Consider the following 25,148-nt stretch of genomic DNA (forward strand, 5'->3'; position numbering starts at 1 on the left):
GGGACTCGTAAACACTTTGGTTACCATAATTCGTCATGCTTCGAACCAGTCAGTTCCGAAACCGGCGTGGTGTTTGCCCGCCCTTCGGATGTCCCAAAATCCCTCCGGCGTCGGCCGGGTGTGCGTGAACGGTTCGAGTAACGAGTATCATGGCGTTTTCTGCTGCGGCCTATAATGGCGCCGGCCTTGCCGGTTCGTCTTCCGTCAAGAGAGGCAAATCCTTTGCGTTCGGCCGAATGTCCGCCCTTCTCGGCGGCGGCGCCTTTGCCGGCCTTTTCGCCTTCGCCGCCTTTGCCTCGCTGCACAGCATGGCCGCCGCTTCGCATGGTGTCGGGCAGTTTGAAAAGACACTGGTGACGCGATTCGCTTCCACTGAGACGGCAATTGCCCACGCGGCCGCGCGGGATATTCACGTGCGCAAGTTTTCTCGCCTGAGCGACCACAGCCATGGCCAGCAGAAGGCGGTTCGCCTCGCCGGCATCATGCCCGAGATCGGCGCGAAGGAATTCAGTGAGCGCTTCGGCGCGGCTGCCAATGCCAAGGGGCAGGCGACCGTGAAGCAGCTTGCCGCGCTCAAGCCGTCGGCGATCGTCGATTCGGCGCTGGGTCGCACCTCCGAGGTTGCCTATCAGAGCGCCGTTCCGCAGCACCCGGCATTTGAAGTGGCGCTGGCGCGGCCGCAGATCGAGGAAGAGGCAAGCAGCCTGCTGCCCGATGATGTGCCGCTGCCGAGCTTCCGTCCCGAGGTGGCGATGGCTCAGACGGTTGAGCCGTCACCGCGTCCCGCGACATCGTCCAAGACCGAGGGCCATGTTCCCGACGTCGCTTCGGCACCGGCTTTCGATGCGCCGGTTCCCCTTCGCGCGCCTGCGCCGCCGAAGCAGAGCACCGGCGCCATGCTCGCCTTTGCAAAACCTGACAATCCGATGCGTGAGCCGAGCAAGATGGATGCGGTTCCGTGGCCGGATCGCGGCAACGGCACGGCGATCTACGATATTTCCTCCGGCGTGGTGCACATGCCGAATGGCGAGAAGCTCGAAGCGCATTCCGGCATCGGCAAGATGCGCGACAACCCCGATTACGTGCATGTGAGAATGCGCGGTTCGACGCCGCCTTCCAGCTATCGTCTGACGATGCGCGAGGCGCGGTTCCATGGCGTCGAGGCCATTCGCCTGACGCCCGAAAACGGCGTCAACCCGCACGGCCGCGACGGTCTTCTGGCGCATACCTACATGCTGGCGAAACGCGGTGAATCGAATGGCTGCGTGGTGTTTCGGGATTACCCGCGCTTCCTTGCGGCCTTCAAGCGCGGCGAAGTCAAGCGCATGGTGGTGGTGCCGAAGTTGAACGGCAACCGGCCGACACTTGCAAGCAGCGGCGGTAAAAGCGGCGGCAAGACCCTGCTCGGCATGTTTTCGCGCGGCAGCGATTCCTGAGCTTTCCGCATTTTCCTGATGTAAAACCGCTGCGCACTTTTGCTGGAAATGCTCTAGCGACCGCGCCGCTGTGTCAGCACCATGCCGGCGAGGATAAGCAGAATGCCGAGTGCGCTTGCCCAGAGTTTCGGCGGATGATCGCCGAAAAGATCGAGAACCACGCCTGAAACCATCTGGCCGCTGATGACCAGAAGGGCGGTATTGACCGCACCGATGCGCGGAATGAGCCAGCTTCCCGAAGCGATGAAGACGACGCCGATCGGCCCGCCGATAAAGGCAAGCCAGGGCGCATCGGCGGCGCCCGGCGGAATGAGGCCGCCGACGATGAGGCCAATGACCGTCAGTACGGCAAAACCGACAATGTGGTTCCAGAACGATGCGATGAGCGGTGAGTTGGACAGGCTGAGACGGCCGTTGATCTGGCGGCTCAGCGCCACGAAGACGCCGCCGGTAAAGGCCATGGCGATCCAGACGATCATGCCGTTCTCCCGACAAGGATGATGAGTGCGCTGCCGCACAGGATCAGCGCCACCGCCGCCATGTCCCGCAGGTCCGGCTTTCTTTTGGGCAGGCCGAAGAGGCCGAAAAGATCCGCCAGGAGGCTGAAGATCACCTGTCCGCCAAGCCCGAGCGCAATGGTGCCGGAAAGCGCCAGCGGCGAATTGACGGCGGTGGAGGTGAGGATGACGATGGCCGCACCCACGACCCCGCCGCAATAGGCCCAGAGCGGCGCTTTCGGTTTTTCCGCTGCGCCCACTTCTTTCTTCGGGCGCATGATGGCGAGATAGATCAGCGCCGCCACCGTGCCGGTGCCATGCGCCGTCCAGGAGGAAAACAGCGCATTGCCGTAATGGGCAAGCTGACCGTTAAAATGCACCATCAATGTCAAAAGGCAGCCGCTGGCGAAGGCGGCGGCAAGATGCAGCGGGTTGAGGCGTGGATGCGTCGTGTCTGTCATGGCGGGCCGGAAAGCTGAAGATGGAGACGAGCTTTAGCCCATATGTGCCTGAAGCGGAATCGAATTGCGCCGGCTCACGGTTTTAGACGACATTATCCTGTGCGTTGCGGAACAAGCGATGCGGCCACGCATTATTCCACCATGAAGAAGACGACGCGCAAACCATTGAACCGGATGACGATTTTCGTCATTTCTATTTTCATTTTCGCAGCCGTGATCGCGGCGGTCTACCTCGTCGGCTTCACGCCCGGCGAAGTATAAGACGGATCGATCAACGACCGGCTGGGGCGGTTTTGCCTTTGCCGCGCTCCATCGCAACGGACACTTTGGCGACTGCGAAGCGAATGCCGCGCAGCAGGAACCGGCTGGTTTCCAGATAGGCGCGATAGGGCAAAACGGTGAAATAGCGCCAGCGCGGCAGGCGGTAGATGCGCAGATTGTTCTGGATCTGGCTTTCCCCATCCGCATCCTGCGTGGCGCAGAGCGGGTAGAGGAAGGCCGCCTTCAGCCCTGCGAGATATTCCAGATCGAATGCGATGTCATAAGCGAGCCGCATGGGGATCAGCTTCGATATCCATTTTCCGGCGCGGCGGTTGACGAGATAGGCTCCCGATCCTTTTTCCCGCGTGATGGCAATGGCGAGCGAGCGACCATTGGAAAGCTGGCGGAACGGGAATTTGCGGCCATTGCTGACGGTCGTGAGCCGCAGCAAATCCCAGTCGCCGCCATTCAGCACCGCCTCGTCGATGGCGTTGAGAAAATCATCGTCGAAGACCACGTCATCCTCGAGGATGAGTGCGATATCGGCATCGCCCGCCATGAATTTATTGGCGCAGGTGACATGGCTGAGATAGCAGCCGATTTCCGGCGGCGAGGTGCGGCGGCCATGCATGAGCATGTAGGAAATCTCGCTGAATTCCGGGATGGGGTAATTCAGTTCCCTGCCATTGACGCCGGGGACACGCTCCGCCTTGAGCCCCATGGCATCGAGGCGCGCGGTCATATCCGCGAGGCGTTTGGTGGCGCTGTCCATATTGATCAGGAAAACGGCGAGCCTGCGCTGGCTTTTCGGTAATATATGCAAAGCTGTCCTCGCCTGTTCCACTTCCCCATTGCAACTCCTTTATTGCAACGGCATGACGCGGGCTATGGAAAAAGCACCCTTCAGGCACTCATGGTTGCCGAATCAGACCTTTTCCACAAATCCGTCCAGCACGCGCTTCTGCCCGGCGCGGTCGAAGTCGATCGTCAGCTTGTTACCTTCGATGGCGGCGATGTTGCCATTGCCAAATTTGAGGTGGAAGACGCGGTCGCCAACAAAGAATTTCGATGGCGTGTCGGCGACGGATTTCGCCACCAGTTCGCCGTCGATCGTGCGGGTGCGCGGGCCGCTTTCGCCATAACCGATCCGTTCCACCGCATGGCCGGAGCGCGTGCCCCAATTGTCACGGGTGGCGTCGCTGCGGTTCTGCTGCGCGCGCTTCCAGCCGGGGGTGGAATAGTTGTTGGTGAAAGGATCGGCCTTGTCGAAACGCGACTGGCCGTAGCCCCCGCGTCCGCCATAACCGCCGTAACTGCTGTCGGACGCCGCGACATCCACATGGGCGGGCGGCAATTCATCGAGGAAACGCGAGGGCAGGGTGGATTGCCACAGCCCGTGAATGCGCCGGTTCGACACGAACCAGATATGGCAGAGCTTCTTGGCGCGGGTGATGCCAACGTAAGCGAGGCGGCGTTCTTCTTCCAGACCGGAGCGCCCGCCTTCGTCCAGCGCCCGCTGGTGCGGGAACAGGCCTTCTTCCCAGCCGGGCAGGAAGACGGTGTCGAATTCCAGACCCTTGGCGGAGTGCAGCGTCATGATGGAGACGGCATCGAGATTTTCGTTCTGCTCTGCATCCATGACGAGGGCGACGTGCTCGAGGAAGCCGCGCATGCTCTCGAAGGCCTCCATCGAGCGGATGAGTTCCTTCAGGTTCTCAAGCCGTCCGGGCGCTTCGGCCGTCTTGTCGGCCTGCCACATGGCGGTATAGCCGCTTTCGTCGAGAATCTGCTCGGCAAGCGTGGTGTGCTCGGTATTTTCCAAGAGGCCCTGCCAGCGGCGAAAATTCTGCACCACATCGAATAGCGCCTTACGCGCCTGTGGCTTCAGTTCGTCGGTTTCGATGAGGTCAGCTGCTGCCGCCAGCATGGGAATATCGCGGGCGCGGGCATAGGCATGTAGGGCGCTTTTGGTGGTTTCGCCAATGCTACGCTTGGGCGTGTTGACGATACGTTCGAAAGCCAGGTCATCGGCTGGTTGGCAGACAACGCGAAAATAAGCCATGGCGTCGCGGATTTCGAGGCGCTCATAAAAGCGCGGGCCGCCGATGACGCGGTAATTGAGGCCAAGCGTCACGAAACGGTCTTCGAACTCGCGCATCTGGAAGGAGGCGCGAACGAGGATCGCCATGTCGTTCAGATTATGGTTCTTGCGCTGAAGCTGTTCGATTTCCTCGCCGACCGCGCGGGCTTCCTCCTCGGAATCCCAGGCGGCATGCACCACGACCTTTTCGTCATCCGGGCTGCTGCGTTCGGTGAAGAGCGTCTTACCGAGACGGCCCTCATTATGGGCGATCAGATGGCCGGCCGCGCCGAGAATATGCTCGGTGGAGCGGTAGTTGCGCTCGAGCTTGATGACCTTGGCGCCGGGGAAATCCTTGTCGAAGCGGAGGATATTGTCCACTTCCGCACCGCGCCAGCCATAGATCGACTGGTCGTCGTCACCCACGCAACAGACGTTCTGCGGTTCGCCCTTGGCGCGTTGGGCAAGCAGCCTCAGCCACATATATTGCGCCGTATTGGTGTCCTGATATTCGTCCACCAGAATGTAACGGAACTTCTGGTGATACTCCTTCAGAATATCGGTGTGGCGGCGGAAGATGCTGATCGGATGCATCAGAAGGTCGCCGAAATCGCAGGCGTTCAGCGTTTTCAGGCGGTTCTGATAGGCGGTGTAAAGTTCGCGGCCCTTGCCATTGGCGAAAGCGCGGCTGTCACCCTCCGGAATGTCCAGCGGCGTCAGGCCCTTGTTTTTCCAGCCGTCGATCATGCCGGCGAACTGCTTCGCCGGCCAGCGCTTGTCGTCCAGCCCTTCGGCCTGAATGAGCTGCTTGATCAGCCGCACCACGTCATCGGTATCGAGAATGGTGAAGTCCGATTTCAGGCCGACGAGTTCGGCATGGCGGCGCAAAAGCTTGACGCCGATGGAGTGGAAGGTGCCGAGCCAGGGCATGCCCTCGACAGCGCCGCCGACGAGAACGCCGATACGCTCCTTCATCTCGCGGGCAGCCTTGTTGGTGAAGGTCACGGCAAGAATCTGGCTTGGATAGGCGCGGCCGGTGGCCAGAATATGGGCGATGCGGGTGGTCAGAACGCGGGTCTTGCCGGTGCCGGCGCCGGCGAGCACGAGAACTGGTCCGTCCAGCGTTTCCACGGCATCGCGCTGTTCCGGGTTGAGGCCGGAAAGATAGTCGGGCGCAGCACGCGTCTGATCGCGCGCCGCCATGGCGCGGGCGGCAATGCCAAGCCCGCCGCCGCTTTCCGCACCGGCATTGTTCGTTGCCCTGCGCGGTGCGGCGGGTTCCTCATCGAAGAACGGCATATCGTCAAAACTGTTGCTCATGCGGCCCAATGTAGTGATTCGGGATATAAAGGCCAGAACCGTGTTCTGCTTTTATTCCGGTATCAACCGTCAAAACGCCCATTCCAAGGCATTTTTTTCGTTCATGTCTGCCTGTCGGCGTCGAAAGCGGGGTCAACGGGCACTTGCAACGCCACCGCAAGCTGGTTGGTCTTGGCGGCAAGCGCGATGACGCGCAGCAAATCGGCATGTTGTTCGGTGGTCATGCCCTTGGCTTTTGCTGCTGCCGTGTGGGAATGGGCGCAATAGGAGCAGCCATTGGTGACGGAAACGGCGATATAGAGCATTTCCTTCACCACGGGATCGAGCGCCGAAGGTGTCGCCATCACCGCCTTGACCTCACCCCATGTCTGTTCAAGCAGATCGGCATCGAAGGCGAGGTAGAGCCACATATTGTTGATGAAATCCGATTTGCGGGTGGCGCGGATGTCATCGAACACCGCCTTGACGCGCGGGTCGGTTTCCGGGTTTTCGGTCTTCGTCACGGTGCTCATGGCTCCCTCCGGTTATGGCGTATCGAGGGCGCAGATTAGCCCAATGGCGAATATTTGCGACAGGAATGCACGGATGGATTGCGGATTGGCTGCTTCTGGCGGCAATTGCGCCCAAATTACAATTACGTAAGGAACGGATTTGTGCGTTGCCTTGCCTCAGCCAAGCAGGAATACTGCATCTGTCCCGGAACGCAGATTTTCGGGAATGCTTTATGCTGCGCGGATCAACCGGAGAAATATATGCGGGTCTGGAAACAGGTGGGTGTCAGTGTTGCCGTGGTGGGAGCGGGGCTCTGTCTCTGGGGCTTCTATTCGCCCGAAGCCCGCAATGTGCTCGCCAGCATGGGGCTTGGCAAAACGCCTGCCAGCGCCGTCGAGGTTGCCGCCGCTACGCCCGGTTCGGGTCAAAACGCCGGCGGTGCGCGCCGCAACGGCAACGCCACACTGGTGGTGACGGCCCCGGTGAAGAAAGGCACGGTCAATGACCGGCTGAACGCCATCGGTAATGGCGAGGCGATCCAGTCGGTTGTCGTCATGCCGCAGGCTTCCGGCACGCTTTCTGAAATTCGCACGTCGTCCGGCGCTCGTGTCGTGAAGGGGCAGGTGCTGGCGCGGCTCGACGATGAAGAGCAGGTGATCGAGCGCGACAAGGCGCAGGTGGCGCTGCGCAGCGCCGTTGAAAAATCCAATTCCTACAAGAACCTGAAATCCGTCTCCCGCCTCGATGTGCTGGATGCGCAGATTGCCGAGGAAGCCGCCAAGCTTGCGCTGAGCACGGCCGAACTCAATCTCAAGCGGCGCGACATCGTTGCGCCGATAGAGGGTGTGGCGGGTATCGTCGCCGCCAATATCGGCGATAACGTCACCACGCAATCAACCATCGTCAGCATCGATGATCGTTCAGAAATTCTCGTCAATTTCTGGGCTCCCGAGCGGTTCGCAACCGCGATCAAGGTCGGCATGCCGGTGGAGGCGACGTCCATTTCCCGGCCGGGTGAGACCTTCAAGGGCGAGATCGAGGCCGTCGACAACCGCGTCGATGAGGCAAGCCGCACGATCCGTATCCGGGCGAAATTCGGCAATGAGAAGGACGAGTTGAGGGCGGGCATGTCCTTCGGCGTCACCATGCGTTTTGCCGGGGAAACCTATGCCTCGGTCGATCCACTCGCCGTGCAGTGGGATGCGGAAGGCTCTTACGTCTGGCGCGTGGCCGACAATAAATCGAACAAAGTGCGGGTGCAGATCGTGCAGCGCAATCCCGATGCCGTTCTCGTCAAGGCGGAGCTGGCGGATGGCGAACCTGTCGTGATAGAGGGCCTTCAGCGTGTGAGGGAAGGCGGCGCGGTCCGCGTTGGCAACCAGCCGAAGCCTGAAGAGGTTGCCAGCCAATGACGACGCAGCCACCCTCCGGGCAGGATTCCAAGCTCGCCTTTACGGCATTGTTCGTGCGCCGGCCGATTCTGGCGGCGGTTCTCAACACGCTGCTGGTCGTTGCCGGCCTTGCAGCGCTGGTGGGCGTTGAAGTGCGTGAACTGCCTGACGTCGACCGGCCGACGATCAGCGTCAGGACCACCTATGAGGGGGCGGCGCCCGAAACCATCGATCAGGAAGTGACGCAAACCATCGAAGGTGCGGTGGCGCGGGTCAGCGGCGTCAAGTCCATCTCGTCCAACTCGCAATTCGGCACCAGCCGCGTGACGCTGGAATTCGGCGACAATGTCGATCTGGCGGTTGCCGCCAACGATGTGCGCGACGCCATCGGCCGCGTCACCAACCAGTTGCCTGACGATGCCGACGAGCCGCAGATCATCAAGGCGGATTCCGACAGCCAGCCGATCATGCGCCTTGCCGTCACTTCCTCCACGCTCAGCATGGAAGACCTGACCAAGCTGGTGGATGACGAGATCATCGACCGTCTGGCTGCCGTCGACGGCGTGGCCGATGTGGAGCTTTACGGCGATCAGGAAAAGGTTTTCCGGGTCGATCTCAATCAGGCGGCATTGGCGAGCCGTGGTCTGACGGTGACCGACGTTTCAAACGCGCTTGCCAGCGCAGCCCTCGACGTGCCGGCGGGGTCGCTGAAAAGCACGACGCAGGACATCGTCGTGCGTGCCACGGCCAGCCTGACGAAGCCCGAAGATTTCTCCAACCTTCTCATCAAGAACAATATCCGCCTCAGGGACGTCGCGACCGTCATGCTGGGCGCGGATGATGAATCCACCTCGCTGCGCTCCAACGGCGTGCAGGGTGTCGGTCTCGGTGTCATCCGGCAGGCGCAGTCGAACACGCTCAGCATCTCGACCGGCGTGAAGGCCGCCGTCGACGCCATGTCGGCCAATCTGCCCGAAGGTACGCGTATCGTCGTCACCAGTGACGATGCCGTCTTCATCGAAGGCGCGCTGCATGAGGTCGAGCTGGCGCTCGGTCTCTCGGCGATCATCGTCGTCGTCGTGCTTTATCTCTTCCTGCGCGACTGGCGTGCGACCCTCATTCCGGCAATCACCATGCCGGTGGCGCTTATCGGCACCATTGTCGCCATCTATATGGTCGGCTTCTCGGTCAATATTCTGACGCTGCTTGCCATCGTTCTGGCGACCGGTCTCGTGGTTGATGACGCCATCGTCGTGCTGGAAAATATCGTGCGCCGACGGGCGGAAGGCATGGGGCCGCGCGCCGCTGCCGTTCTCGGCACGCAGGAAGTCTTTTTCGCGGTCATCGCGACGACGGCGACGCTTGCCGCCGTCTTCATTCCGCTCTCCTTCCTGCCGGGCCAGCTTGGCGGCCTGTTCCGCGAATTCGGTTTCGTGCTGGCCTTCGCGGTGGGCTTGTCCTCCATCGTGGCGCTGACGCTCTGCCCGATGCTCGCCTCGCGTATGCTGAAGGAGGGGTTGAAGGAGCCGACGGGGCCGCTTGCCTGGTTCGGCAATGTCTTTGCCTCCACCTACAAAACGACACTTTCCGCCTGCCTCAACAATCCGCTGATCGTCATCGTCGTGGCGCTGATCTTTTCCGGCCTGTCGTGGATCGCCTTCGGCATGATCCAGAACGAGTTGACGCCGCGCGAGGACCGCGCCTCGATCATGATGCGGGTCACCGCGCCGCAGGGCGTCAGCCTCGAATATACCCGCGACCAGTTGCAGCGGATCGAAGAAAACCTGCAGCCGCTGCGCGACAGCGGTGAAATCCGCAATATTTACTCCATCACCGGCATGAACGGCTCGTCCAATACCGGTTTCATGGTGCTGACGCTTGCGCCCTGGGCCGACCGTGAGCGCACGCAGAACCAGATTGCCGCCGATGTCACCTCCGCCGCCAACAGGGTGCCGGCACTGCGCGGCAATGCAATGCAGCCGAACAGCCTCCGAATTCGCGGTGCCGGTAACGGCCTGCAGATGGCGATGGTTGGCAGCAACTATGCGGCGCTGACCGAGGCGACGCAGAAATTGCTGCTTTCCATGGAGGAAAGCGGCCTGTTCGATACGCCGCGTTTCGACAATGAACCCAATCAGGCGCAAATCTCCGTCTCCATCGACCGCGAGCGTGCGTCGGATCTCGGCATCGATATCACCGGCCTGTCGCGCGCCATGCAGTCGCTGCTGGAAGGGCGCTCGATTGTCGACGTCTTCGTGGATGGCGATGCGATCCCGGTGCGGCTCCTGTCCTCCACCCGGCCGATCAACGATCCGACCGATCTGGAAAACGTCTTCCTGAAGACGGGCGACGGCAAGATCGTGCCGATGTCGGTCATCGCCACGCTGAAGGAAAATGCGGTTGCGCCGCAGCTCAACCGCGAGCAGCAGCTTCCCTCCGTCGGCTTTACCGCCAATCTCAAGGACGGCGTTTCGCTGGGTGAGGCGCTGCAAAAGGTGAATGAGCTTTCGCAATCCGTCATGCCGGCCGGCGCACGCCTGCTGCCGCTGGGCGAAGCGGCGACGCTCGAGGAAAATTCGAGCGGCATGTTGCTGACCTTCGGTTTTGCCATCGCCATCATCTTCCTCGTGCTTGCTGCGCAGTTCGAAAGCGTGCTGAGCTCGGTCATCATCATGACGACGGTGCCGCTAGGCCTTGCCTGCGCGGTCATCGCGCTGCTCGTTACCGGTTCAAGCCTCAACGTCTATAGCCAGATCGGGCTTGTGTTGCTTGTCGGGGTGATGGCCAAGAACGGTATTCTCATCGTGGAATTCGCCAATCATCTGCGCGATCAGGGCGCAACCGTGCGGGAAGCCATTGAAAAGGCTACCAGCATTCGTCTGCGCCCTGTCATGATGACGATGATTGCGACCATTCTCGGCGGTGTGCCGCTGGTGCTGGCGCAGGGTGCGGGCGCGGAGGCGCGCATCGCGCTCGGCTGGGTCATCGTCGGCGGCCTCGGTTTTGCGACGCTGGTGACGCTTTACATCACGCCGGTCTCCTACCTGCTGATCGCCCGCTTCGCGAAACCGCAGGCGGATGAGGAAATCCGTCTTCACCGCGAGCTTGAACTTGCCGCCCGCCGCAAGGCGCTGGAAGAGGACAAGCCGCTGCTGGCGGCGGAATAAAAACGGTTGCCGCGAAACAGTGTTTGGCGCAATCGCGATGCTGGACAAAGCGTTAACCTTATCCCATACCACCTGACGGAATTTCGTAACGGATCGAATCCTTTACGGGCAGATGTTGCGGTGGAGACGGACGATGGCGCTGAAAGATGTGGTGGCGGGAAAGCGGAACGAAGAGGGCATCGCGTCGGCACTCGCGGTGCTGAAGGAACAGCTTGGCGACAGGCTCCAGACTGGACAGGCGTTTCGCGAACAGCACGGCCACAGCACCACCTATCTGACGCTGCAGGCGCCTGACGGCGTCGTTTTCGCCGAGAGTGCGGACGATGTGAAGGCCGTGGTAAAGGTCTGCGCGCAATACAAGGTGCCGGTCATTCCCTTCGGAACGGGGTCTTCGCTGGAAGGGCAGGTGAATGCTCCGAATGGCGGAATCTGCATCGATTTCAGCCGGATGAATCGCATCATTGAGGTGAATGCCGAAGATCTTGACGTGACGGTGGAGCCTGGCGTGACGCGCGAGGACCTCAATGTCTATCTGCGCGATACCGGCCTGTTCTTCCCCATCGATCCCGGCGCCAATGCCTCCATCGGCGGCATGGCCTCGACGCGGGCTTCAGGCACCAATGCCGTGCGCTACGGCACGATGAAGGACAATGTGCTGGCCGTCACGGCTGTCGTCGCCAATGGCGAGGAAATCCGCACCGCCCGCCGCGCCCGCAAATCATCTGCGGGTTACGATCTGACGCGGCTTTTCGTGGGTGCCGAGGGGACGCTGGGCGTCATCACTTCCGTTACGCTGCGGCTTCAGGGTATTCCGGAAAAGATCGCCGGCGGGGTCTGCACTTTCGACAGCATCAAGGCGGCCTGCGATGCCGTCATCATGACGATCCAGATGGGGGTTCCGGTCGCCCGCATCGAATTGCTGGACGAAGTGCAGGTGCGGGCCTGCAACGCCTATTCTGGTCTGAACTACGCCGAGAAACCGACACTCTTTGTGGAGTTCCACGGCACCGAGGAAACGGCGGCGCTGCAATCACAGCAGTTCGCCGAGATCGCCGCCGAATGCGGCGGCGTCGACTTCCGCTGGACGAGCGACGCTGCCGAGCGCAACAAGCTCTGGAAGGCGCGGCACGATGCCTACTGGGCTTCCCGCGCGCTCGCGCCGCATCTCGACGGGCTTTCCACCGATGTCTGCGTGCCGATTTCGCGGCTCGCGGATTGCGTGGTGGAAACGCAGCGGGATATTCAGGAAAACGGATTTCTGGCACCCATCGTGGGCCATGCGGGCGACGGGAACTTCCACGTCCTTATTCTGTTCGATGGCAAGGACGCGGAAAGTGTGGCGAAAACCGAAGCCTTCGTCGCCCGTCTCAACCGCCGCGCCATCGCCATGGACGGCACCTGCACCGGTGAACACGGCATCGGCCAGGGCAAGATGAGTTTCCTCGCCGAAGAGGCCGGCAATGCACTGGATCTCATGCGCGCCATCAAAACGTCGCTCGATCCCGATAACATCTTCAATCCGGGCAAGTTGTTCCGGCTTGTCTGATCATTCTCATATTTGATTGGTACAAAAGGCTGCTTGCCGTTAAGGCAGAAAAGAATAGGTTTGCAGCGTTCGCGAAGGGAGATGCAGGTCAGTGCTCGGACGTATTCTGGTTTTTCTGGGCGGACTGCTGGCCGTGGTGCTGTTTTCGGCACTGCTTATTCCCTATTTCGTCGACTGGACGGATTTCCGCCGCGATTTCGAGGATCAGGCAAGCCGTATTCTCGGCAAGAAGGTGGTGGTGCATGGCCGCGTCGAAGCCCGTATCTTGCCTTTTCCTTCGGTAACATTGCATGATGTGCGCGCCGGAACGGATGCGGATGGATCGCCGCTCATTCAGGTCGCGCGTTTTTCCATGGATGCCGAGCTTGCGCCTTTCCTCTCGGGCGAGGCGCGTATCTTCGACATGCGCATCGAGGAACCCAAGGCCAAGATAAGGCTGCTTAAGGACGGCACGCTGGACTGGATGCGTGGCAGCCGGGCGGAAATTCCCGCCCGCACCGTGGTTCTGGAAAGCGTACAGATCGAAGGCGGGCAGATCGAATTCATCGATGAGCAATCCGGCCGCAACCGTGTCGTGACCGGTCTCAATGCCGACATGTCCGCCAATTCGCTGGCCGGGCCATGGAAGGCGGAGGGACGCGCCGCCGTCGACGGACATCCGGGCTCCTTCTCGCTCTCCAGCAGCGAGCCGGATTATGCCGCCGGCCGCATGGGGCTGAGGATGCGGCTGGTGCCGGACGAACACCCGGTCGAGGTCGATCTCGATGGCGCAATTGCCGCAACGGCGGGAAAGCCGGCCTATAGCGGTTCTTTCTCCTTCAGTTTCCGCGAAGACGAAAAGCAGAAGCAGCAGGCCGGACAATCGCTGTTTTCCTCGCCCCGCACCCGCGGCAGCTTTGAACTCACCAATGAAAGCGTGCGCATACCGAGCTACCGAATGGAGCTCGGCGGCAGCGAAAATCCCTATGTCGTGACAGGGGAAGCGACGCTTGATACCGGCGCCAAGCCGGAATTCCTGCTGACGGCCGATGGCCAGCAGATCGATGTCGCTCGCTTTGCGCCGCCCGTCGTGCAGGCTGGCAAGACCTCGCGCCAGCCCACCGCCTCGGTGCGCCAGCGTATCGAGGCCTTTGCGGCCATGGTGGCCCGCATTCCGGTGCCGCCGGTGCCGGGCAAGGCCAGCATCAGCCTTCCGGCGCTCGTTTCCGATGATACGACCATTCGCGACATCAGGCTGGATGTGCGCCCTGAAGGCAGCGGCTGGCAGGTGGTGAATGCGGTTGCGACCCTGCCGGGCCGGACGCAGCTCGAAGCCAAGGGGTCGCTGACGCTTCTCGGCGGCCCTGCCTTCAACGGCAATCTGCTTCTCGCTTCCAATCAGCCCTCGGGTCTGGCGAACTGGCTTTCCGGTTCCGTCGATCCGGCGATCCGCCAGCTCAATGCCGCCGGTTTTTCCGCCGATGTCTCGCTGACGACGCTCAACCAGCGTTTCGACAATCTGGAGCTTGCAGTCGGCGATGCGTCGCTGAAGGGGGAGCTGGAGCGGCGCTCCGACGGCAAGACTTCCAATCTTTCCATCGATCTTGCCGGCAATGAAATCGATCTCGATGCGCTGAAGGCGCTCGGCAGTCTGGCGCTTGGCGATCAGGTCGGCAGTTCCGTGCTCGACCACCGCATTGCCGCGAAATTCAAGGCCGACCGGTTCAACATGGCCGGTGTGACCGCCAATCATGTCGAGACCGCCTTCACCATGGCGGGCGGCGTTCTCTCGCTGGAGAACATGACGGCCGGAGACATCGCCGGTGCGGAAGTCAGGGCAAGGGGTGAGCTGCAGGGTTCGCTGCTGAAATATGCGGGCAAGGGCACGGTGAACCTGCATGCGGCGGATATGCAGCCGTTCTTCACCATGCTGCAGCAGAAGTTGCCGAACCATCCATTCCTCAGCCGTCTGGCGGCGAGTGCGCCGTGGTACGCCAATTCCGACCTGGCAATGGACGTTTCCGTCAATAGCGAAAATGGCGGCGCCAATGTCGCCGTTTCCGGCACGGTCAATGGCAGCCGGCTGTCGGCCGTGGCCAAGATGCCGGATTTCCTGTCGATCACCGATGATACCGCCATGTCGCTGGAAGCGGTTCTGAAAAACCAGTCGACGGCCATCCTGTTCGGGCAGGCGGGGCTCGATCCGCTGCCCTTTGATGCGGATGGCGAGGGCCTTTTGTCCATCAAGCTCAACGGCACGCTCGGCTCGCCCGCCCAAACGGAACTGCGCTTCTCGACGGAGCGCACGCATTTTTCGATGAACGGTTCCTTTGCCGTTTCATCCGCCAATTTCGGTGAGGGCAGCGCCGACGTGGCGCTCGAAAGCGCCGACATCGAGCCCTATCTCATCATGAATGCCGTCGGTCTGCCGCAGCTTGGCGGCGGCATGGCGTTGAAGGCCAACGCGAAAGTGGCGGTGGATGGGCAGAAGATCGCGCTTTCCTCGATAGGCGGGCAGGCGGGCGGAAATCCGTTCTCGGGTAATCTGACCTTCCAGCGCGCCGCGCCCTATCCCGTCACCGGCGATCTTGCGGTCAGAACCGCCGATCTCGCCTGGCTGGGTGATGCGATCTATGGGCCGGTGATCGATCCGGAAACCGGGGCGCTCAACGCCAAGCCTCTGGCCATGGCCGCCTTCCCGCAGCTCAAGGCTTCGCTTGCCTTGAAAGCGGAGAGCTTCGAGGCCGGCACTTTCGGCACGGTCACGGGTGTTTCGGCCAAGGTCACGCATGATGCGGGCAGCCTCTCTCTCGACGAAGTTACCGGCACCTTCATGGGCGGCAAACTCACGGGACGGCTCGCCATGTCGACGGGCGAGGGGGCGGGCATTTTCCGCACCAAGATCGCGGTGACCGACGCCAATCCGGAGCCGATCCTGTGGGCGAATGCCAACGGGCCGGTTGCGGCAGGCCGGGTCGCCATCGACCTGACGGCCGAATCGACCGGCAAGAGCGTCGGTGAAATGCTGAAATCGGCAGGCGGCTCGGGTGAAATCCGGGTCGGTGGGCTGGTGCTGAAGGGGTTAAATCCCGGTACCCTGCCGCCGATCCTGCAGGCGGCCGATGGCTTGCAGCAGCCGATCGACGCGCCCAAGGTGCGGCCGCTGGTGGACCAGAGCCTGTGGCAGGGTGAAATCGGTCTAGGCGATGTGGCCTTGCCGTTCTCGCTGAATGGCGGCGCGCTTCATTTCAAGAATTTGCGTGCGGGGATCGATCCGGTAACGCTGACGGCCGATGCAACGGTTGATCTTGCGGCTTCGACGGTGAACGGCGATCTCGATCTCATGTTCAATCCCGGCACCGAAACGGTTGCGGGGGCCGAGCCTTCGGTGCGCCTGAATTATAACGGTCCGCTTGCCGCGCCGGCTTTGACGACCGACGTTTCGGCGCTCAGCAATTACCTGTCGCTCCGGGCTTTCGAAAAGGAACGCCGTCGAGTGGAGGCCATGCAGGCCAGCGTTCTCGAAAAGCAGCGCCTGCGCCGCGAAGTGGCGCTTTATCGCTCGCAGGCGGCCGAGCGGCAGGCCGAGAAGGAACGGGCGGAGGCGGAAGCCAAGGCCAAGGCCGAAGAAGAGGCGCGTTTGAAGGCGGCAGCCGAAGAACGTCTGCGTCAGGAAAAGGAACAGCAGGAGCGGTTGCAGCAGCAACAGCAACAGCAACAGCAGGAACAGGGGCAACAGCCGACGCCCGAGCGGCAATCCGCGCCGGTTCTGGTGGTGCCTCCGACGGAAAATGCCATCCGGCAACTGGCGCCGGAAAATGCTCCCGCGACGCCGTGAGCTTGCGGGCAGGGGAGGGCTGATCGGCCTTCATATTGCGAAAGTGGGAAACCTGTCCCGGAACGTTGCATCATCCTCGAGCATGAGTCTAGAATCTCACGGTAAACTCGTTCCCTGATGGCGGAAACCCGGGAACGCTTTGCGGTGGATGTGAGGGATGGCAAAGGTCTGGAAACAGTATTTGAAAGCAAGGCTACGCAATACGGGAAATGCCTTGCAGCGCAGACTAGGCCGCCAATGTTTAATGAATGCTTTCACGGCGTTACGAGTTTTTGGCAGTAATTTTTGTAGTCCGGGGGACAAATCCGGATAGAGGCATCCACCTTTACTGACGCCGGGAAAACCTCAGCGGGTTTTCAGCCAGTTCAGCACATAAACCCGCAGTGACGAGGACAGATTGCTGTCGGCGGAGCGGTTGTCGTCTATTTCGGCAAGCAGGGCCGCGAAACTGATCTTGCGTCTTTCCGCAATGGTTTTCAGCTCGTCCCAGAAGGCATCCTCGAGTGAAATGCTGGTGCGGTGGCCGTGCAACGTCGCGGAGTGCTTGCGGATCATCAGATCGGTCTCCGGTGAAACCGGTTGGAGGTCTGAATCATGTCTCCCCGGCAAGTCCCTGTTTTGCGATTCTTTTCCGATAGTCCCGAAATCCGCGGCGTCCGGCTGGCCCGTCAGTCTTTGCCGGTCCCGTCATCGTTTTTTTCGAGCCGCCCCTGATCGAGCGCCTTTTCGGCCTTTTCGTTCAGGGCCGAGGTAAGATTTTTTTCGGTCTTGGTGCGGCCGAAGGACAGGCGGTTCTGTTCCGCCTGCTTTTCTTTTTCGCTACGGGCTTTCTGTTTGCGAAACTGACGCAGATTGACGATATCGGCCGCCATGGGGATATGTCTCCTCGGGTTTCGTAAGCGCTGCGTAAAAGCCGTTATTGCTTCTTGCGGAAGGCATCCAGCGAAACGACCGAGCCTTCCTTCTTTTCCTCTCCGGATTTGGGCGTCTCGGAAGCGGCAGCGGGCTTGGCCTCATGGGAAACGGGATAAGCGGTGATCTCTGCGTCTTCGATTTCTTCCTCTTCGGCCAGAGGCACGTCGAATTCGAGCTCGAAATTGACGGAAGGATCGTAGAAACCGCGAATGGCGTTATAGGGGATCACCAGCTTTTCCGGCGTATCCGAGAAGGACAAGCCGATTTCGAAGCCGGTTTCGGTTACTTTCAGGTCCCAGAACTGATGCTGGATAACGATGGTCATCTGCTCGGCATATTTCGCCTTGAGGTGCTGGGAAATCCGCACGCCCGGCGCGCCGGTCAGGAAGGTGATGAAAAAGTGGTGGTCGCCGGGCAGACGACCGGTTGCGGCCACTTCACCCAAAACCTTACGAATAACGCCGCGAAGGGCATCCTGTGCGAGAATGTCGTAACGGATATGATCCTGCCCCATGCGGTCCTGTCTTTCCCTTATTCGAACGTCTTTTAATGCACGGCGCGGCTTGCGCGCCAAGGACGCTGTAACACTTTGAATCTTCGCGTAATCCTTGAGCCGGGATCATTTCCGATCCTGACGCTCACGCGTTGACCAAGTATACGCAATGTCCTGAACGGCAGCAACGGAAAAGCCGATGCCGATTGCGAGTCAGCTATCATATAACCAATTCAGGCAAAATGGAGAAGGTGGAGGTTTCTGTTGCCAGGTACCTCCGAACCCCGCCTCACGGGGCTAGCCGTGAGGACTTTAGAGCGGAATTCCCGCACCGCCATTAGGCAGCGAGAGCATATTCCTTAGCGTTGTTGTCGTTTGCAACTACACTTGTGACCCGATAACGGCGGTATCATGCCGAGCAAAAGTTCGATCTTTACGCCCTTGTCGATCCTATTTCGCCCCCATCAAAAGCCGGCCTTCGTTTCATGAAAGTCCGCCGGTTTTTGGTGGAGGCGCCGGGTACCGCCCCCGGGTCCAATAGGTTTATTACACCGACCGTTTATCGCCATAGCCGGGTTGCCCCGGCAAGGCTCATATAGGCGTTTCGACCGCCTGAGAAAAGGGGGGTGATGACAATTCCATGAAAAGGTTTCGTGATTGCGGCCCGCACTTTAGACAATTCTTGACGACGAGGGATTGCTGTCCCATTGTCCATGCAACCGGTCATCAGAAGCAACACCGGGCCGGGGACACACGAAGGAGTGGACATGACTGACTATCTCGCAGATGTGAAGAAATACGACGCAGCAGCCGACGAAGCGGTGGTCGGCAAGATCGTCAAACATCTCGGCATCGCCCTGCGCAACCGGGATTCCTCGCTGGTGTCCGCTTCCGATCCGGAAGAGCTTGCACGTGTGAAGGCGAGCTGGTGCGGCAAGAAGCTCGGCGTGACCGACGGTACCGCCGATCAGGCAATCGATGCCGTTGCCAAGGCCATGGCTGCGGACCGCTCCAAATCGCGCGTGACCTTTTATTATCTGGTCGCCAAGGAACTGGGCAAGCTCCAGTCGCTTTGATTTAACGGGGATAAGCCCGTATTAGATGATTGGTTCTGCCGCCCTGTGCTATTATATTGCCCTGATATCAGGGAATCGGCGGCAGAACGCATGAAACAATATCTCGATCTTCTCCGGCATGTGATGGAAACCGGCTCCGACCGCGGAGACCGCACCGGTACGGGCACGCGCTCGGTGTTCGGTTACCAGATGCGTTTCGACCTTTCCGAAGGCTTTCCGGTTCTCACCACCAAGAAGCTGCATCTGCGCTCCATCATTCATGAACTGCTGTGGTTCCTGAAGGGCGATACCAATATCGCCTATCTCAAGGAAAACGGCGTTTCCATCTGGGATGAGTGGGCCGACGAGAACGGCGATCTCGGTCCGGTCTATGGTGCGCAGTGGCGCTCGTGGCCCGCACCGGACGGTCGCCATGTCGACCAGATCGCGCTTTTGATCGAGGGCCTGAAAACCAATCCGAACTCCCGCCGTCACATCGTTTCGGCCTGGAACCCGGCGCTGGTGGACGAGATGGCGCTGCCGCCCTGCCATTGCCTGTTCCAGTTCTATGTTTCCGATGGAAAGCTGTCCTGCCAGCTCTATCAGCGCTCGGCCGACATTTTCCTCGGCGTGCCGTTCAACATCGCCTCCTATGCGCTGCTGACGTTGATGGTGGCGCAGGTCACCGGCCTGAAGCCGGGCGATTTCGTCCATACGCTCGGCGATGCGCATATCTATGCCAATCATTTCGAGCAGGCGAAGCTGCAGATGACCCGCACGCCCAAGGCCCTGCCGACGATGCGCCTCAACCCGGATGTGAAGGACCTTTTCGCCTTTAAGTTCGAAGACTTTACGCTGGAAAACTACGAGGCCGATTCAAGCATCAAGGCGCCGATCGCGGTATGAGCGAGCCGCGTGTCACCATCATCGTCGCGGTGTCCGAAAACGGCGTCATCGGCCGCGACCTCGACATGCCGTGGAAACTCTCCACTGACCTCAAACGCTTCAAGGCGATGACGATGGGCAAACCGCTCATCATGGGCCGCAAGACATTTTTATCCGTCGGCGAGCGTCCATTGCCGGGCCGCCCGCATATAATCGTCAGCCGCAATGCCGATTACCGGCCGCAAGGCGTGGATGTCGTCTCCTCGCTGGAGGAGGCTTTGAAGCTCGCCGCAAGCAAGGCTGCGGAACTGGGTGTGAATGAGGTCTTCGTGGCCGGTGGCGGCGAGATTTACCGTCAGGCCATGCCCTTCGCCGATCAACTTTCCGTCACCCATGTCGCGGTAAAGCTCGATGGCGACACTTTTTTTCCGGAAATCGATCCTGCCGTTTTTGAGAAAACCGAGGAAATCCCTGCTCCCGCAGGGGAAAAGGACAATTATCCGGTTCTGTTTACCACTTATGTGCGAAGAGCCGCGTCAAAGTGAACTATTTACCCTGATTGGGTATTTAGTTACCACCTCTGCGTTGAAACGGACGCTTCTCCTTCCTATAACGGGTCGATATTCCCGCCGCACGCGAGCAATCGCTTTCGAACGGAACCGGGAGAGGCTTTTATAAAGAGGTATTGATGCCCTGGAGCAATCAGAATGGCGGCGGCGGCCCTTGGGGCGGCGGCGGTGGAGGAAACAACCAGGGCGGCGGTGGCGGCCCATGGGGGCAGGGGCCTAACCGGCCTCGCGGCGGTGGCGGCGGCAATGGCGGCCCGCCCGATCTGGAAGAGATCATCCGGCGCAGCCAGGACCGTTTCAAGAATGTGCTGCCCGGCGGCTTCAACGGCGGCGCAGTTGCCATCGTGGTTCTCGTCGTGCTGGTTTTCCTCGGCATCCAGTCCATCTATACCGTCCAGCCGGACGAGCGCGGCGTGGAACTGCGTTTCGGCCGCCCGAAGGACGAAATCTCGATGCCCGGTCTGCATTTCCATCTGTGGCCGATCGAGACGGTTGAAATCGTCAAGGTCACCGAGCAGCAGCAGAATATCGGCTCGCGCGCCTCATCGTCTTCGTCTAGCGGCGTGATGCTGACCGGCGACCAGAACATCGTCAACGTGCAGTTCTCGGTGCTCTATACGGTTTCCGATCCGAAATCCTATCTCTTCAACGTCGACAGCCCGGCCGAAACCCTGCAGCAGGTTTCCGAAAGCGCCATGCGCGAAGTCGTCGGCCGTCGTCCGGCACAGGACATTTTCCGCGATAACCGTCAGGCGATTGCGGCGGATGTGCGCACCATCATCCAGTCCACCATGGACGGTTATGGCGCCGGCATTTCCATCAATGCCGTGGCGATCGAAGATGCGGCGCCGCCGCGCGAAGTGGCCGATGCCTTCGATGAAGTGCAGCGTGCCGAACAGGACGAAGACCGCTTCGTTCAGGAAGCCAACCAGTACGCCAACCAGAAGCTCGGCGCCGCTCGCGGTCAGGCCGCGCAGATCCTCGAAGAAGCGAATGCGTACAAGTCGCGCGTCGTTAACGAGGCGCAGGGTGAGGCGCAGCGCTTCGTCTCCATCTATGACCAGTATCGCACCGCGCCGGACGTGACCCGCCAGCGCATGTTCCTGGAAACGATGGAGCAGGTCCTGAAGGGTTCCAACAAGATCATCATCGACGAAAAACAGGGCGTGGTGCCTTATCTGCCTCTGAACGAGATCATGCGCAACAATCCGGGCGCAGCACAGCAGGGAGGCAACTGATATGGGTAACCGTCTTTCTGCCATTCTCGTCGGCCTCGCCGTCGTGCTTTTCCTCGGTTACTCGTCGATCTTCGTCGTCAACGAGCGCCAGCAGGCCATCGTTGTCCGCTTCGGTGAAATCCAGGATGTGAAAACCGCGCCGGGCCTCTATTTCAAGCTGCCCTTCGCCTTCATGGATGCCGACCGGGTACAATATATCGAGAACCGGGCGCTGCGCTTCGATCACGACAATATTCGCGTTCAGGTTTCCGGCGGCAAGTTCTACGAGGTCGATGCCTTCGTGGTCTATCGCATCACGGATGCGCGCCGCTTCCGGCAGACGGTCTCAGGTGACCAGATGTCGGCGGAATCGCGTCTGCGTACCCGTCTCGACGCCTCGCTGCGCCGGGTCTACGGTCTGCGCGGCTTCGAATCGGCGCTTTCGGACGCACGTGCATCGATGATGCAGGAAGTGCGTGACGATCTGCGTCCCGATGCGGAATCGCTCGGTATCAGCATCGTCGATGTCCGCATCCGCCGTACCGACCTGACGCAGGAAGTCTCGCAGCAGACCTTCGAGCGCATGAAGTCGGAACGTCTGGCCGAGGCCGAACTGATCCGCGCCCGCGGTAACGAAGAGGCGCAGCGCCGCCGCGCCATCGCCGACCGTCAGGTCGTCGAGCTGGAATCCGACGCCCGCCGTCAGTCCGAAGTGCTGCGCGGTGAAGGCGATGCGGAGCGCAACAAGGTGTTCGGCGAGGCTTTCCAGCGCGATCCGAACTTCTTCGAGTTCTATCGCTCCATGTCCGCCTATGCCAATGCGCTGAACGGCAACGGCACGACGCTGGTTCTGTCCCCGGACTCGACCTTCTTCCGTTATTTCAACAATATCGACGGTGCGGCCCCTGCCGCTCCGGCTGCCCCTGCGCCAGCGCCGGCGAACTGATAGCGGAAAAAATGATTTTGGAGGGGCCGGTTTTACCGGCCCTTTCTTTTTGGTCCGTTTTCGTGCCAATGCTGTGGCTAAGGGCAAGGCGTCCCCCGCCTGTTCACGAAAAGGTATTTTTACACTTCATCATTCCGCCTTATGCTTTGCCGATATATGCAGGGCAAGACTATTTGAAACGCGAGGACGCTTATGGCCGTGACCCTTCTTTCGCCTTTTCGCAGCAGCATCGCCGCAGTCGCGGGCATCGCGCTTGTGGCAGGCAGCCTGACGGCACCGGTTGCTGCGAGAGCGCAGAGCCATGGGCCGGAATCGGTGGCAGATCTCGCCGAGCCGCTTCTCGATGCGGTCGTGAATATTTCCACGTCGCAGAACGTCAAGACCGAGGGCAAAGGGCCCGTTCCGCCAAAGCTGCCGGAAGGTTCACCGTTCCAGGAATTCTTCAAGGACTACTTCGACAGCCAGAAGCCCGAGGGTGGCGAAAAGGTGAGTTCACTGGGCTCGGGTTTTGTCATCGATCCGGCCGGCTACGTTGTCACCAACAACCACGTCATCGAGGGTGCCGACGCTATCGAGGTGATTTTCCCGAACGGCTCGAAGCTCAAGGCGACGCTGGTCGGCACCGATACCAAGACCGACCTTTCGGTGTTGAAGGTGGAGCCGAAAACGCCGCTGAAGGCCGTCAAGTTCGGCGATTCGCGCAGCATGCGCATCGGCGACTGGGTGATGGCCATCGGCAACCCCTTCGGGCTTGGCGGCTCGCTGACAGTGGGTGTCATTTCCGCGCGCGGGCGTAACATCAATGCCGGTCCCTATGACAATTTCATCCAGACGGATGCGGCCATCAACAAGGGCAATTCCGGCGGTCCGCTTTTCAACATGAAGGGTGAGGTTATCGGTATCAATACGGCGATCATTTCCCCGAGCGGCGGTTCGATCGGCATCGGTTTCGCCGTGCCGACGGAGCTTGCCCAAAATATCGTCCAGCAGCTCATCGAGTTCGGGGAGACGCGCCGGGGCTGGCTCGGCGTTCGTGTCCAGCCCGTCACCGACGATGTGGCGGCAAGCCTCGGCATGGACAGCGCCAAGGGTGCGCTGATTTCCGGCGTCGCCAAGGGCGGACCGGTAGAGAACGGCCCGATCCAGGCCGGCGATCTCGTGCTGAAATTCGACGGCAAGGATATTCATGAAATGCGCGACCTCTTGCGGATCGTGGCGGAAAGCCCGGTCGGCAAGGAGGTCGATGTGGTAATCCTGCGAGACGGCAAGGAGGAAACCGTCAAGGTCAAGCTTGGGCAATTGCAGGATACGACCGACGAAAAGGCCCCGGCCGAAGATCAGCAGAGTGAAGACGGCGATGGCGGTGTGGTTGCCCCGGAAGATGATGGCGGCGCCGACGATCAGGCGCAGGACCAGACGCCGGAAGTGCGCGAGGCGCCGCAAAGCGTGCTCGGCATGAATCTCGTGGTGCTGAGCAACGAGTTGCGCACCGAAAAGGGCATTGCCGAAAGCGTCGAAGGCGTGCTGGTGGCGAGCGTCGATCCGGGTTCGCCCGCCGAGCAGAAGGGAATGAAGGCCGGCGATATCATCGTCGAGGTCGGGCAGGACTTCATGGAAGTGCCGGGCGACGTGCTGGTGCGCGTCAACGGCCTGAAATCCGAAGGCCGCAAGAATGCGCATATGATGGTGGCCGATGCGCAGGGCAATCTGCGCGTCGTGGCGCTGCCGCTGGAATAAGGCGTTTTCCGCCCGGTCAGGCAGGAATCGGGTGGTTGTGATCCCGGCCGCTCTCTAATTCTTGGTCTCCATCGAACGGAGGCCAAGAATATGAAATTACTCGAAAACAAGGTTGCCATCATCACCGGCGCGTCATCCGGCATCGGTCGGGCGACGGCAATGCTGTTTGCCGCCGAAGGTGCGGCCGTTGTCATCAATGCGCGCGGCGAAAAGGCCCTGCATGAGGTTGCCGCAGACATTCGTGAGGCCGGCGGTTGCGTCCACACGGTTGCCGGCGATGCCGGTATTGCCGAAACCCATGCCCGGTTGGCGGATGCGGCCATAAGCGTCTTCGGTGGCCTCGATATTGCCGTCAACAATGCCGGAGCGGTGGGGGCCATGAAACCGCTGGCGGAGATTTCGACTGCGGAATGGGATCATGCGCTCAATGTCAATCTCACCTCCGCCTTTCTTGGCGCGCGTTACCAGATTCCGCCGATGTTGATGCGGGGTGGCGGTTCCATCGTCTTTACCTCGAGCTTTGTCGGCACCAGCGCCGGCATACCGGGCATGGCGGCTTATGGCGCGGCCAAGGCGGGGTTGATGGGGCTGGTGAAAGGCATTACCGCCGACTATGCGATCAATGGCATTCGCGCCAATGCGCTGCTGCCCGGCGGGGTCGATACAGCTGCTGCGGGAGACGACGCCCAGAAGGAATGGGCCGCCGGCCTGCACGCGATGAAACGTATCGCTGAGCCGCCGGAAATTGCGCGGGCAGCGCTTTTCCTCGCGAGCCCCATGGCGAGCTTCGTCGCCGGTGCCGCTCTGTTCGCCGATGGCGGCAATGCCGCCGTGAAATGACCTTGGGAACTGGCGGGCAGGTG

At 60.7% G+C, this 25,148-nt stretch carries 20 protein-coding genes and 1 other RNA gene; 12 read left to right on the forward strand and 9 right to left on the reverse strand.

The features are described 5' to 3' along the window. The first annotated feature begins 149 nt into the window (after positions 1–149). Positions 150–1,436 (forward strand): DUF2778 domain-containing protein, encoded by a 1,287-nt coding sequence (locus tag BTE54_RS06835; protein ID WP_078051863.1) that lies wholly within the window; start codon positions 150–152, stop codon positions 1,434–1,436. Positions 1,437–1,489: 53 nt separating this feature from the next. Here BTE54_RS06835 and BTE54_RS06840 read toward each other — a convergent pair whose 3' ends face one another. The 5 genes from BTE54_RS06840 to BTE54_RS06860 all read right to left on the reverse strand — a co-directional run bounded on the left by BTE54_RS06840 (position 1,490) and on the right by BTE54_RS06860 (position 6,567). After that, positions 1,490–1,915: a DMT family transporter gene (locus BTE54_RS06840; protein ID WP_078051864.1), complete on the reverse strand. Its 426-nt coding sequence runs from the start codon at positions 1,913–1,915 to the stop codon at positions 1,490–1,492. Continuing rightward, positions 1,912–2,394 (reverse strand): DMT family transporter, encoded by a 483-nt coding sequence (locus tag BTE54_RS06845; protein ID WP_065655829.1) that lies wholly within the window; start codon positions 2,392–2,394, stop codon positions 1,912–1,914. The genes BTE54_RS06840 and BTE54_RS06845 overlap by 4 nt, the downstream gene beginning before the upstream one ends. 271 nt (positions 2,395–2,665) lie before the next feature. Then, a complete protein-coding gene (locus BTE54_RS06850) occupies positions 2,666–3,478 on the reverse strand; it encodes a glycosyltransferase family 25 protein (protein ID WP_078051865.1) in 813 nt (270 codons plus the stop codon). 102 nt (positions 3,479–3,580) lie between these two features. Beyond that, positions 3,581–6,055, reverse strand: coding sequence for a UvrD-helicase domain-containing protein (locus tag BTE54_RS06855; protein WP_078051962.1), 2,475 nt, complete (start codon positions 6,053–6,055; stop codon positions 3,581–3,583). Positions 6,056–6,156: 101 nt separating this feature from the next. Next, positions 6,157–6,567 carry a carboxymuconolactone decarboxylase family protein gene (locus BTE54_RS06860; protein ID WP_078051866.1) on the reverse strand — a complete coding sequence of 137 codons (411 nt, stop codon included), beginning with the start codon at positions 6,565–6,567 and terminating at the stop codon, positions 6,157–6,159. Positions 6,568–6,807: 240 nt separating this feature from the next. On the opposite strand from BTE54_RS06860, the gene BTE54_RS06865 reads away from it, so the two are divergent. The 4 genes from BTE54_RS06865 to BTE54_RS06880 all read left to right on the forward strand — a co-directional run bounded on the left by BTE54_RS06865 (position 6,808) and on the right by BTE54_RS06880 (position 16,468). Then, the gene (locus BTE54_RS06865; protein ID WP_078051867.1) at positions 6,808–7,959 is read left to right on the forward strand and encodes an efflux RND transporter periplasmic adaptor subunit; all 1,152 of its coding nucleotides are present in this window, start codon (positions 6,808–6,810) and stop codon (positions 7,957–7,959) included. Further along, the gene (locus BTE54_RS06870; protein ID WP_003522359.1) at positions 7,956–11,105 is read left to right on the forward strand and encodes an efflux RND transporter permease subunit; all 3,150 of its coding nucleotides are present in this window, start codon (positions 7,956–7,958) and stop codon (positions 11,103–11,105) included. Before BTE54_RS06865 ends, BTE54_RS06870 begins: the two co-directional genes overlap by 4 nt. A gap of 133 nt (positions 11,106–11,238) precedes the next feature. Next, positions 11,239–12,651, forward strand: coding sequence for an FAD-linked oxidase C-terminal domain-containing protein (locus tag BTE54_RS06875; RefSeq protein WP_078051868.1), 1,413 nt, complete (start codon positions 11,239–11,241; stop codon positions 12,649–12,651). 91 nt (positions 12,652–12,742) lie between these two features. Then, positions 12,743–16,468, forward strand: a complete 3,726-nt coding sequence (locus BTE54_RS06880) for an AsmA-like C-terminal region-containing protein (protein WP_078051869.1) — start codon at positions 12,743–12,745, stop codon at positions 16,466–16,468. Between the two features lie 345 nt (positions 16,469–16,813). Here the strand turns inward: BTE54_RS06880 and BTE54_RS06885 are convergent, their stop codons facing one another. The 4 genes from BTE54_RS06885 to ssrA all read right to left on the reverse strand — a co-directional run bounded on the left by BTE54_RS06885 (position 16,814) and on the right by ssrA (position 18,501). After that, the gene (locus BTE54_RS06885; RefSeq protein WP_003522362.1) at positions 16,814–17,023 is read right to left on the reverse strand and encodes a ribbon-helix-helix domain-containing protein; all 210 of its coding nucleotides are present in this window, start codon (positions 17,021–17,023) and stop codon (positions 16,814–16,816) included. 113 nt (positions 17,024–17,136) lie between these two features. Further along, positions 17,137–17,340, reverse strand: a complete 204-nt coding sequence (locus BTE54_RS06890; protein WP_003522363.1) for a DUF4169 family protein — start codon at positions 17,338–17,340, stop codon at positions 17,137–17,139. 44 nt (positions 17,341–17,384) lie between these two features. Further along, on the reverse strand, positions 17,385–17,897 hold the full coding sequence (locus tag BTE54_RS06895; protein WP_020812051.1) for an SspB family protein: 513 nt from the start codon (positions 17,895–17,897) through the stop codon (positions 17,385–17,387). Positions 17,898–18,126: 229 nt separating this feature from the next. Further along, positions 18,127–18,501, reverse strand: a transfer-messenger RNA (tmRNA) gene (gene ssrA, locus BTE54_RS06900). 142 nt (positions 18,502–18,643) lie between these two features. Here ssrA and BTE54_RS06905 point away from each other — a divergent pair. The 7 genes from BTE54_RS06905 (at position 18,644) to BTE54_RS06935 (ending at position 25,125) form a co-directional block, all read left to right on the forward strand. After that, the gene (locus BTE54_RS06905) at positions 18,644–18,952 is read left to right on the forward strand and encodes a DUF2853 family protein (RefSeq protein ID WP_003522365.1); all 309 of its coding nucleotides are present in this window, start codon (positions 18,644–18,646) and stop codon (positions 18,950–18,952) included. A 90-nt stretch (positions 18,953–19,042) separates the two neighbouring features. Then, complete coding sequence (locus BTE54_RS06910) at positions 19,043–19,837, forward strand: thymidylate synthase (RefSeq protein WP_059756713.1); 795 nt, start codon at positions 19,043–19,045, stop codon at positions 19,835–19,837. After that, complete coding sequence (locus BTE54_RS06915; RefSeq protein ID WP_078051870.1) at positions 19,834–20,361, forward strand: dihydrofolate reductase; 528 nt, start codon at positions 19,834–19,836, stop codon at positions 20,359–20,361. The genes BTE54_RS06910 and BTE54_RS06915 overlap by 4 nt, the downstream gene beginning before the upstream one ends. A gap of 143 nt (positions 20,362–20,504) precedes the next feature. Then, the gene (gene hflK / locus BTE54_RS06920; protein WP_003522368.1) at positions 20,505–21,623 is read left to right on the forward strand and encodes an FtsH protease activity modulator HflK; all 1,119 of its coding nucleotides are present in this window, start codon (positions 20,505–20,507) and stop codon (positions 21,621–21,623) included. 1 nt (position 21,624) lies between these two features. Further along, entirely contained in the window at positions 21,625–22,548 is a 924-nt protein-coding gene (locus BTE54_RS06925; protein ID WP_020812048.1) for a protease modulator HflC, read from the forward strand. A 192-nt stretch (positions 22,549–22,740) separates the two neighbouring features. Further along, positions 22,741–24,285 carry a Do family serine endopeptidase gene (locus tag BTE54_RS06930; protein WP_078051871.1) on the forward strand — a complete coding sequence of 515 codons (1,545 nt, stop codon included), beginning with the start codon at positions 22,741–22,743 and terminating at the stop codon, positions 24,283–24,285. Between the two features lie 90 nt (positions 24,286–24,375). Next, positions 24,376–25,125 carry an SDR family oxidoreductase gene (locus BTE54_RS06935; RefSeq protein WP_078051872.1) on the forward strand — a complete coding sequence of 250 codons (750 nt, stop codon included), beginning with the start codon at positions 24,376–24,378 and terminating at the stop codon, positions 25,123–25,125. The last annotated feature ends 23 nt before the right edge of the window (positions 25,126–25,148 follow it).

Origin of the sequence: Agrobacterium sp. YIC 4121 (genome assembly GCF_002008205.1) — a bacterium.
In the GTDB taxonomy this organism is placed as follows: Bacteria; Pseudomonadota; Alphaproteobacteria; order Rhizobiales; family Rhizobiaceae; genus Agrobacterium; species Agrobacterium leguminum.

What these genes read in the sequence shown, in the direction of transcription:
- BTE54_RS06865 (WP_078051867.1), top strand. Translation starts at nt 6,808, where the DNA reads ATGCGGGTCTGGAAACAGGTGGGTGTCAGTGTTGCCGTGGTGGGAGCG.
- BTE54_RS06885 (WP_003522362.1), bottom strand. Translation starts at nt 17,023, where the DNA reads ATGATCCGCAAGCACTCCGCGACGTTGCACGGCCACCGCACCAGCATT.
- BTE54_RS06895 (WP_020812051.1), bottom strand. Translation starts at nt 17,897, where the DNA reads ATGGGGCAGGATCATATCCGTTACGACATTCTCGCACAGGATGCCCTT.
- BTE54_RS06930 (WP_078051871.1), top strand. Translation starts at nt 22,741, where the DNA reads ATGGCCGTGACCCTTCTTTCGCCTTTTCGCAGCAGCATCGCCGCAGTC.
- BTE54_RS06925 (WP_020812048.1), top strand. Translation starts at nt 21,625, where the DNA reads ATGGGTAACCGTCTTTCTGCCATTCTCGTCGGCCTCGCCGTCGTGCTT.
- BTE54_RS06905 (WP_003522365.1), top strand. Translation starts at nt 18,644, where the DNA reads ATGACTGACTATCTCGCAGATGTGAAGAAATACGACGCAGCAGCCGAC.
- BTE54_RS06875 (WP_078051868.1), top strand. Translation starts at nt 11,239, where the DNA reads ATGGCGCTGAAAGATGTGGTGGCGGGAAAGCGGAACGAAGAGGGCATC.
- BTE54_RS06870 (WP_003522359.1), top strand. Translation starts at nt 7,956, where the DNA reads ATGACGACGCAGCCACCCTCCGGGCAGGATTCCAAGCTCGCCTTTACG.
- BTE54_RS06860 (WP_078051866.1), bottom strand. Translation starts at nt 6,567, where the DNA reads ATGAGCACCGTGACGAAGACCGAAAACCCGGAAACCGACCCGCGCGTC.
- BTE54_RS06835 (WP_078051863.1), top strand. Translation starts at nt 150, where the DNA reads ATGGCGTTTTCTGCTGCGGCCTATAATGGCGCCGGCCTTGCCGGTTCG.
- BTE54_RS06890 (WP_003522363.1), bottom strand. Translation starts at nt 17,340, where the DNA reads ATGGCGGCCGATATCGTCAATCTGCGTCAGTTTCGCAAACAGAAAGCC.
- BTE54_RS06910 (WP_059756713.1), top strand. Translation starts at nt 19,043, where the DNA reads ATGAAACAATATCTCGATCTTCTCCGGCATGTGATGGAAACCGGCTCC.
- hflK (WP_003522368.1), top strand. Translation starts at nt 20,505, where the DNA reads ATGCCCTGGAGCAATCAGAATGGCGGCGGCGGCCCTTGGGGCGGCGGC.
- BTE54_RS06845 (WP_065655829.1), bottom strand. Translation starts at nt 2,394, where the DNA reads ATGACAGACACGACGCATCCACGCCTCAACCCGCTGCATCTTGCCGCC.
- BTE54_RS06855 (WP_078051962.1), bottom strand. Translation starts at nt 6,055, where the DNA reads ATGAGCAACAGTTTTGACGATATGCCGTTCTTCGATGAGGAACCCGCC.
- BTE54_RS06840 (WP_078051864.1), bottom strand. Translation starts at nt 1,915, where the DNA reads ATGATCGTCTGGATCGCCATGGCCTTTACCGGCGGCGTCTTCGTGGCG.
- BTE54_RS06915 (WP_078051870.1), top strand. Translation starts at nt 19,834, where the DNA reads ATGAGCGAGCCGCGTGTCACCATCATCGTCGCGGTGTCCGAAAACGGC.
- BTE54_RS06935 (WP_078051872.1), top strand. Translation starts at nt 24,376, where the DNA reads ATGAAATTACTCGAAAACAAGGTTGCCATCATCACCGGCGCGTCATCC.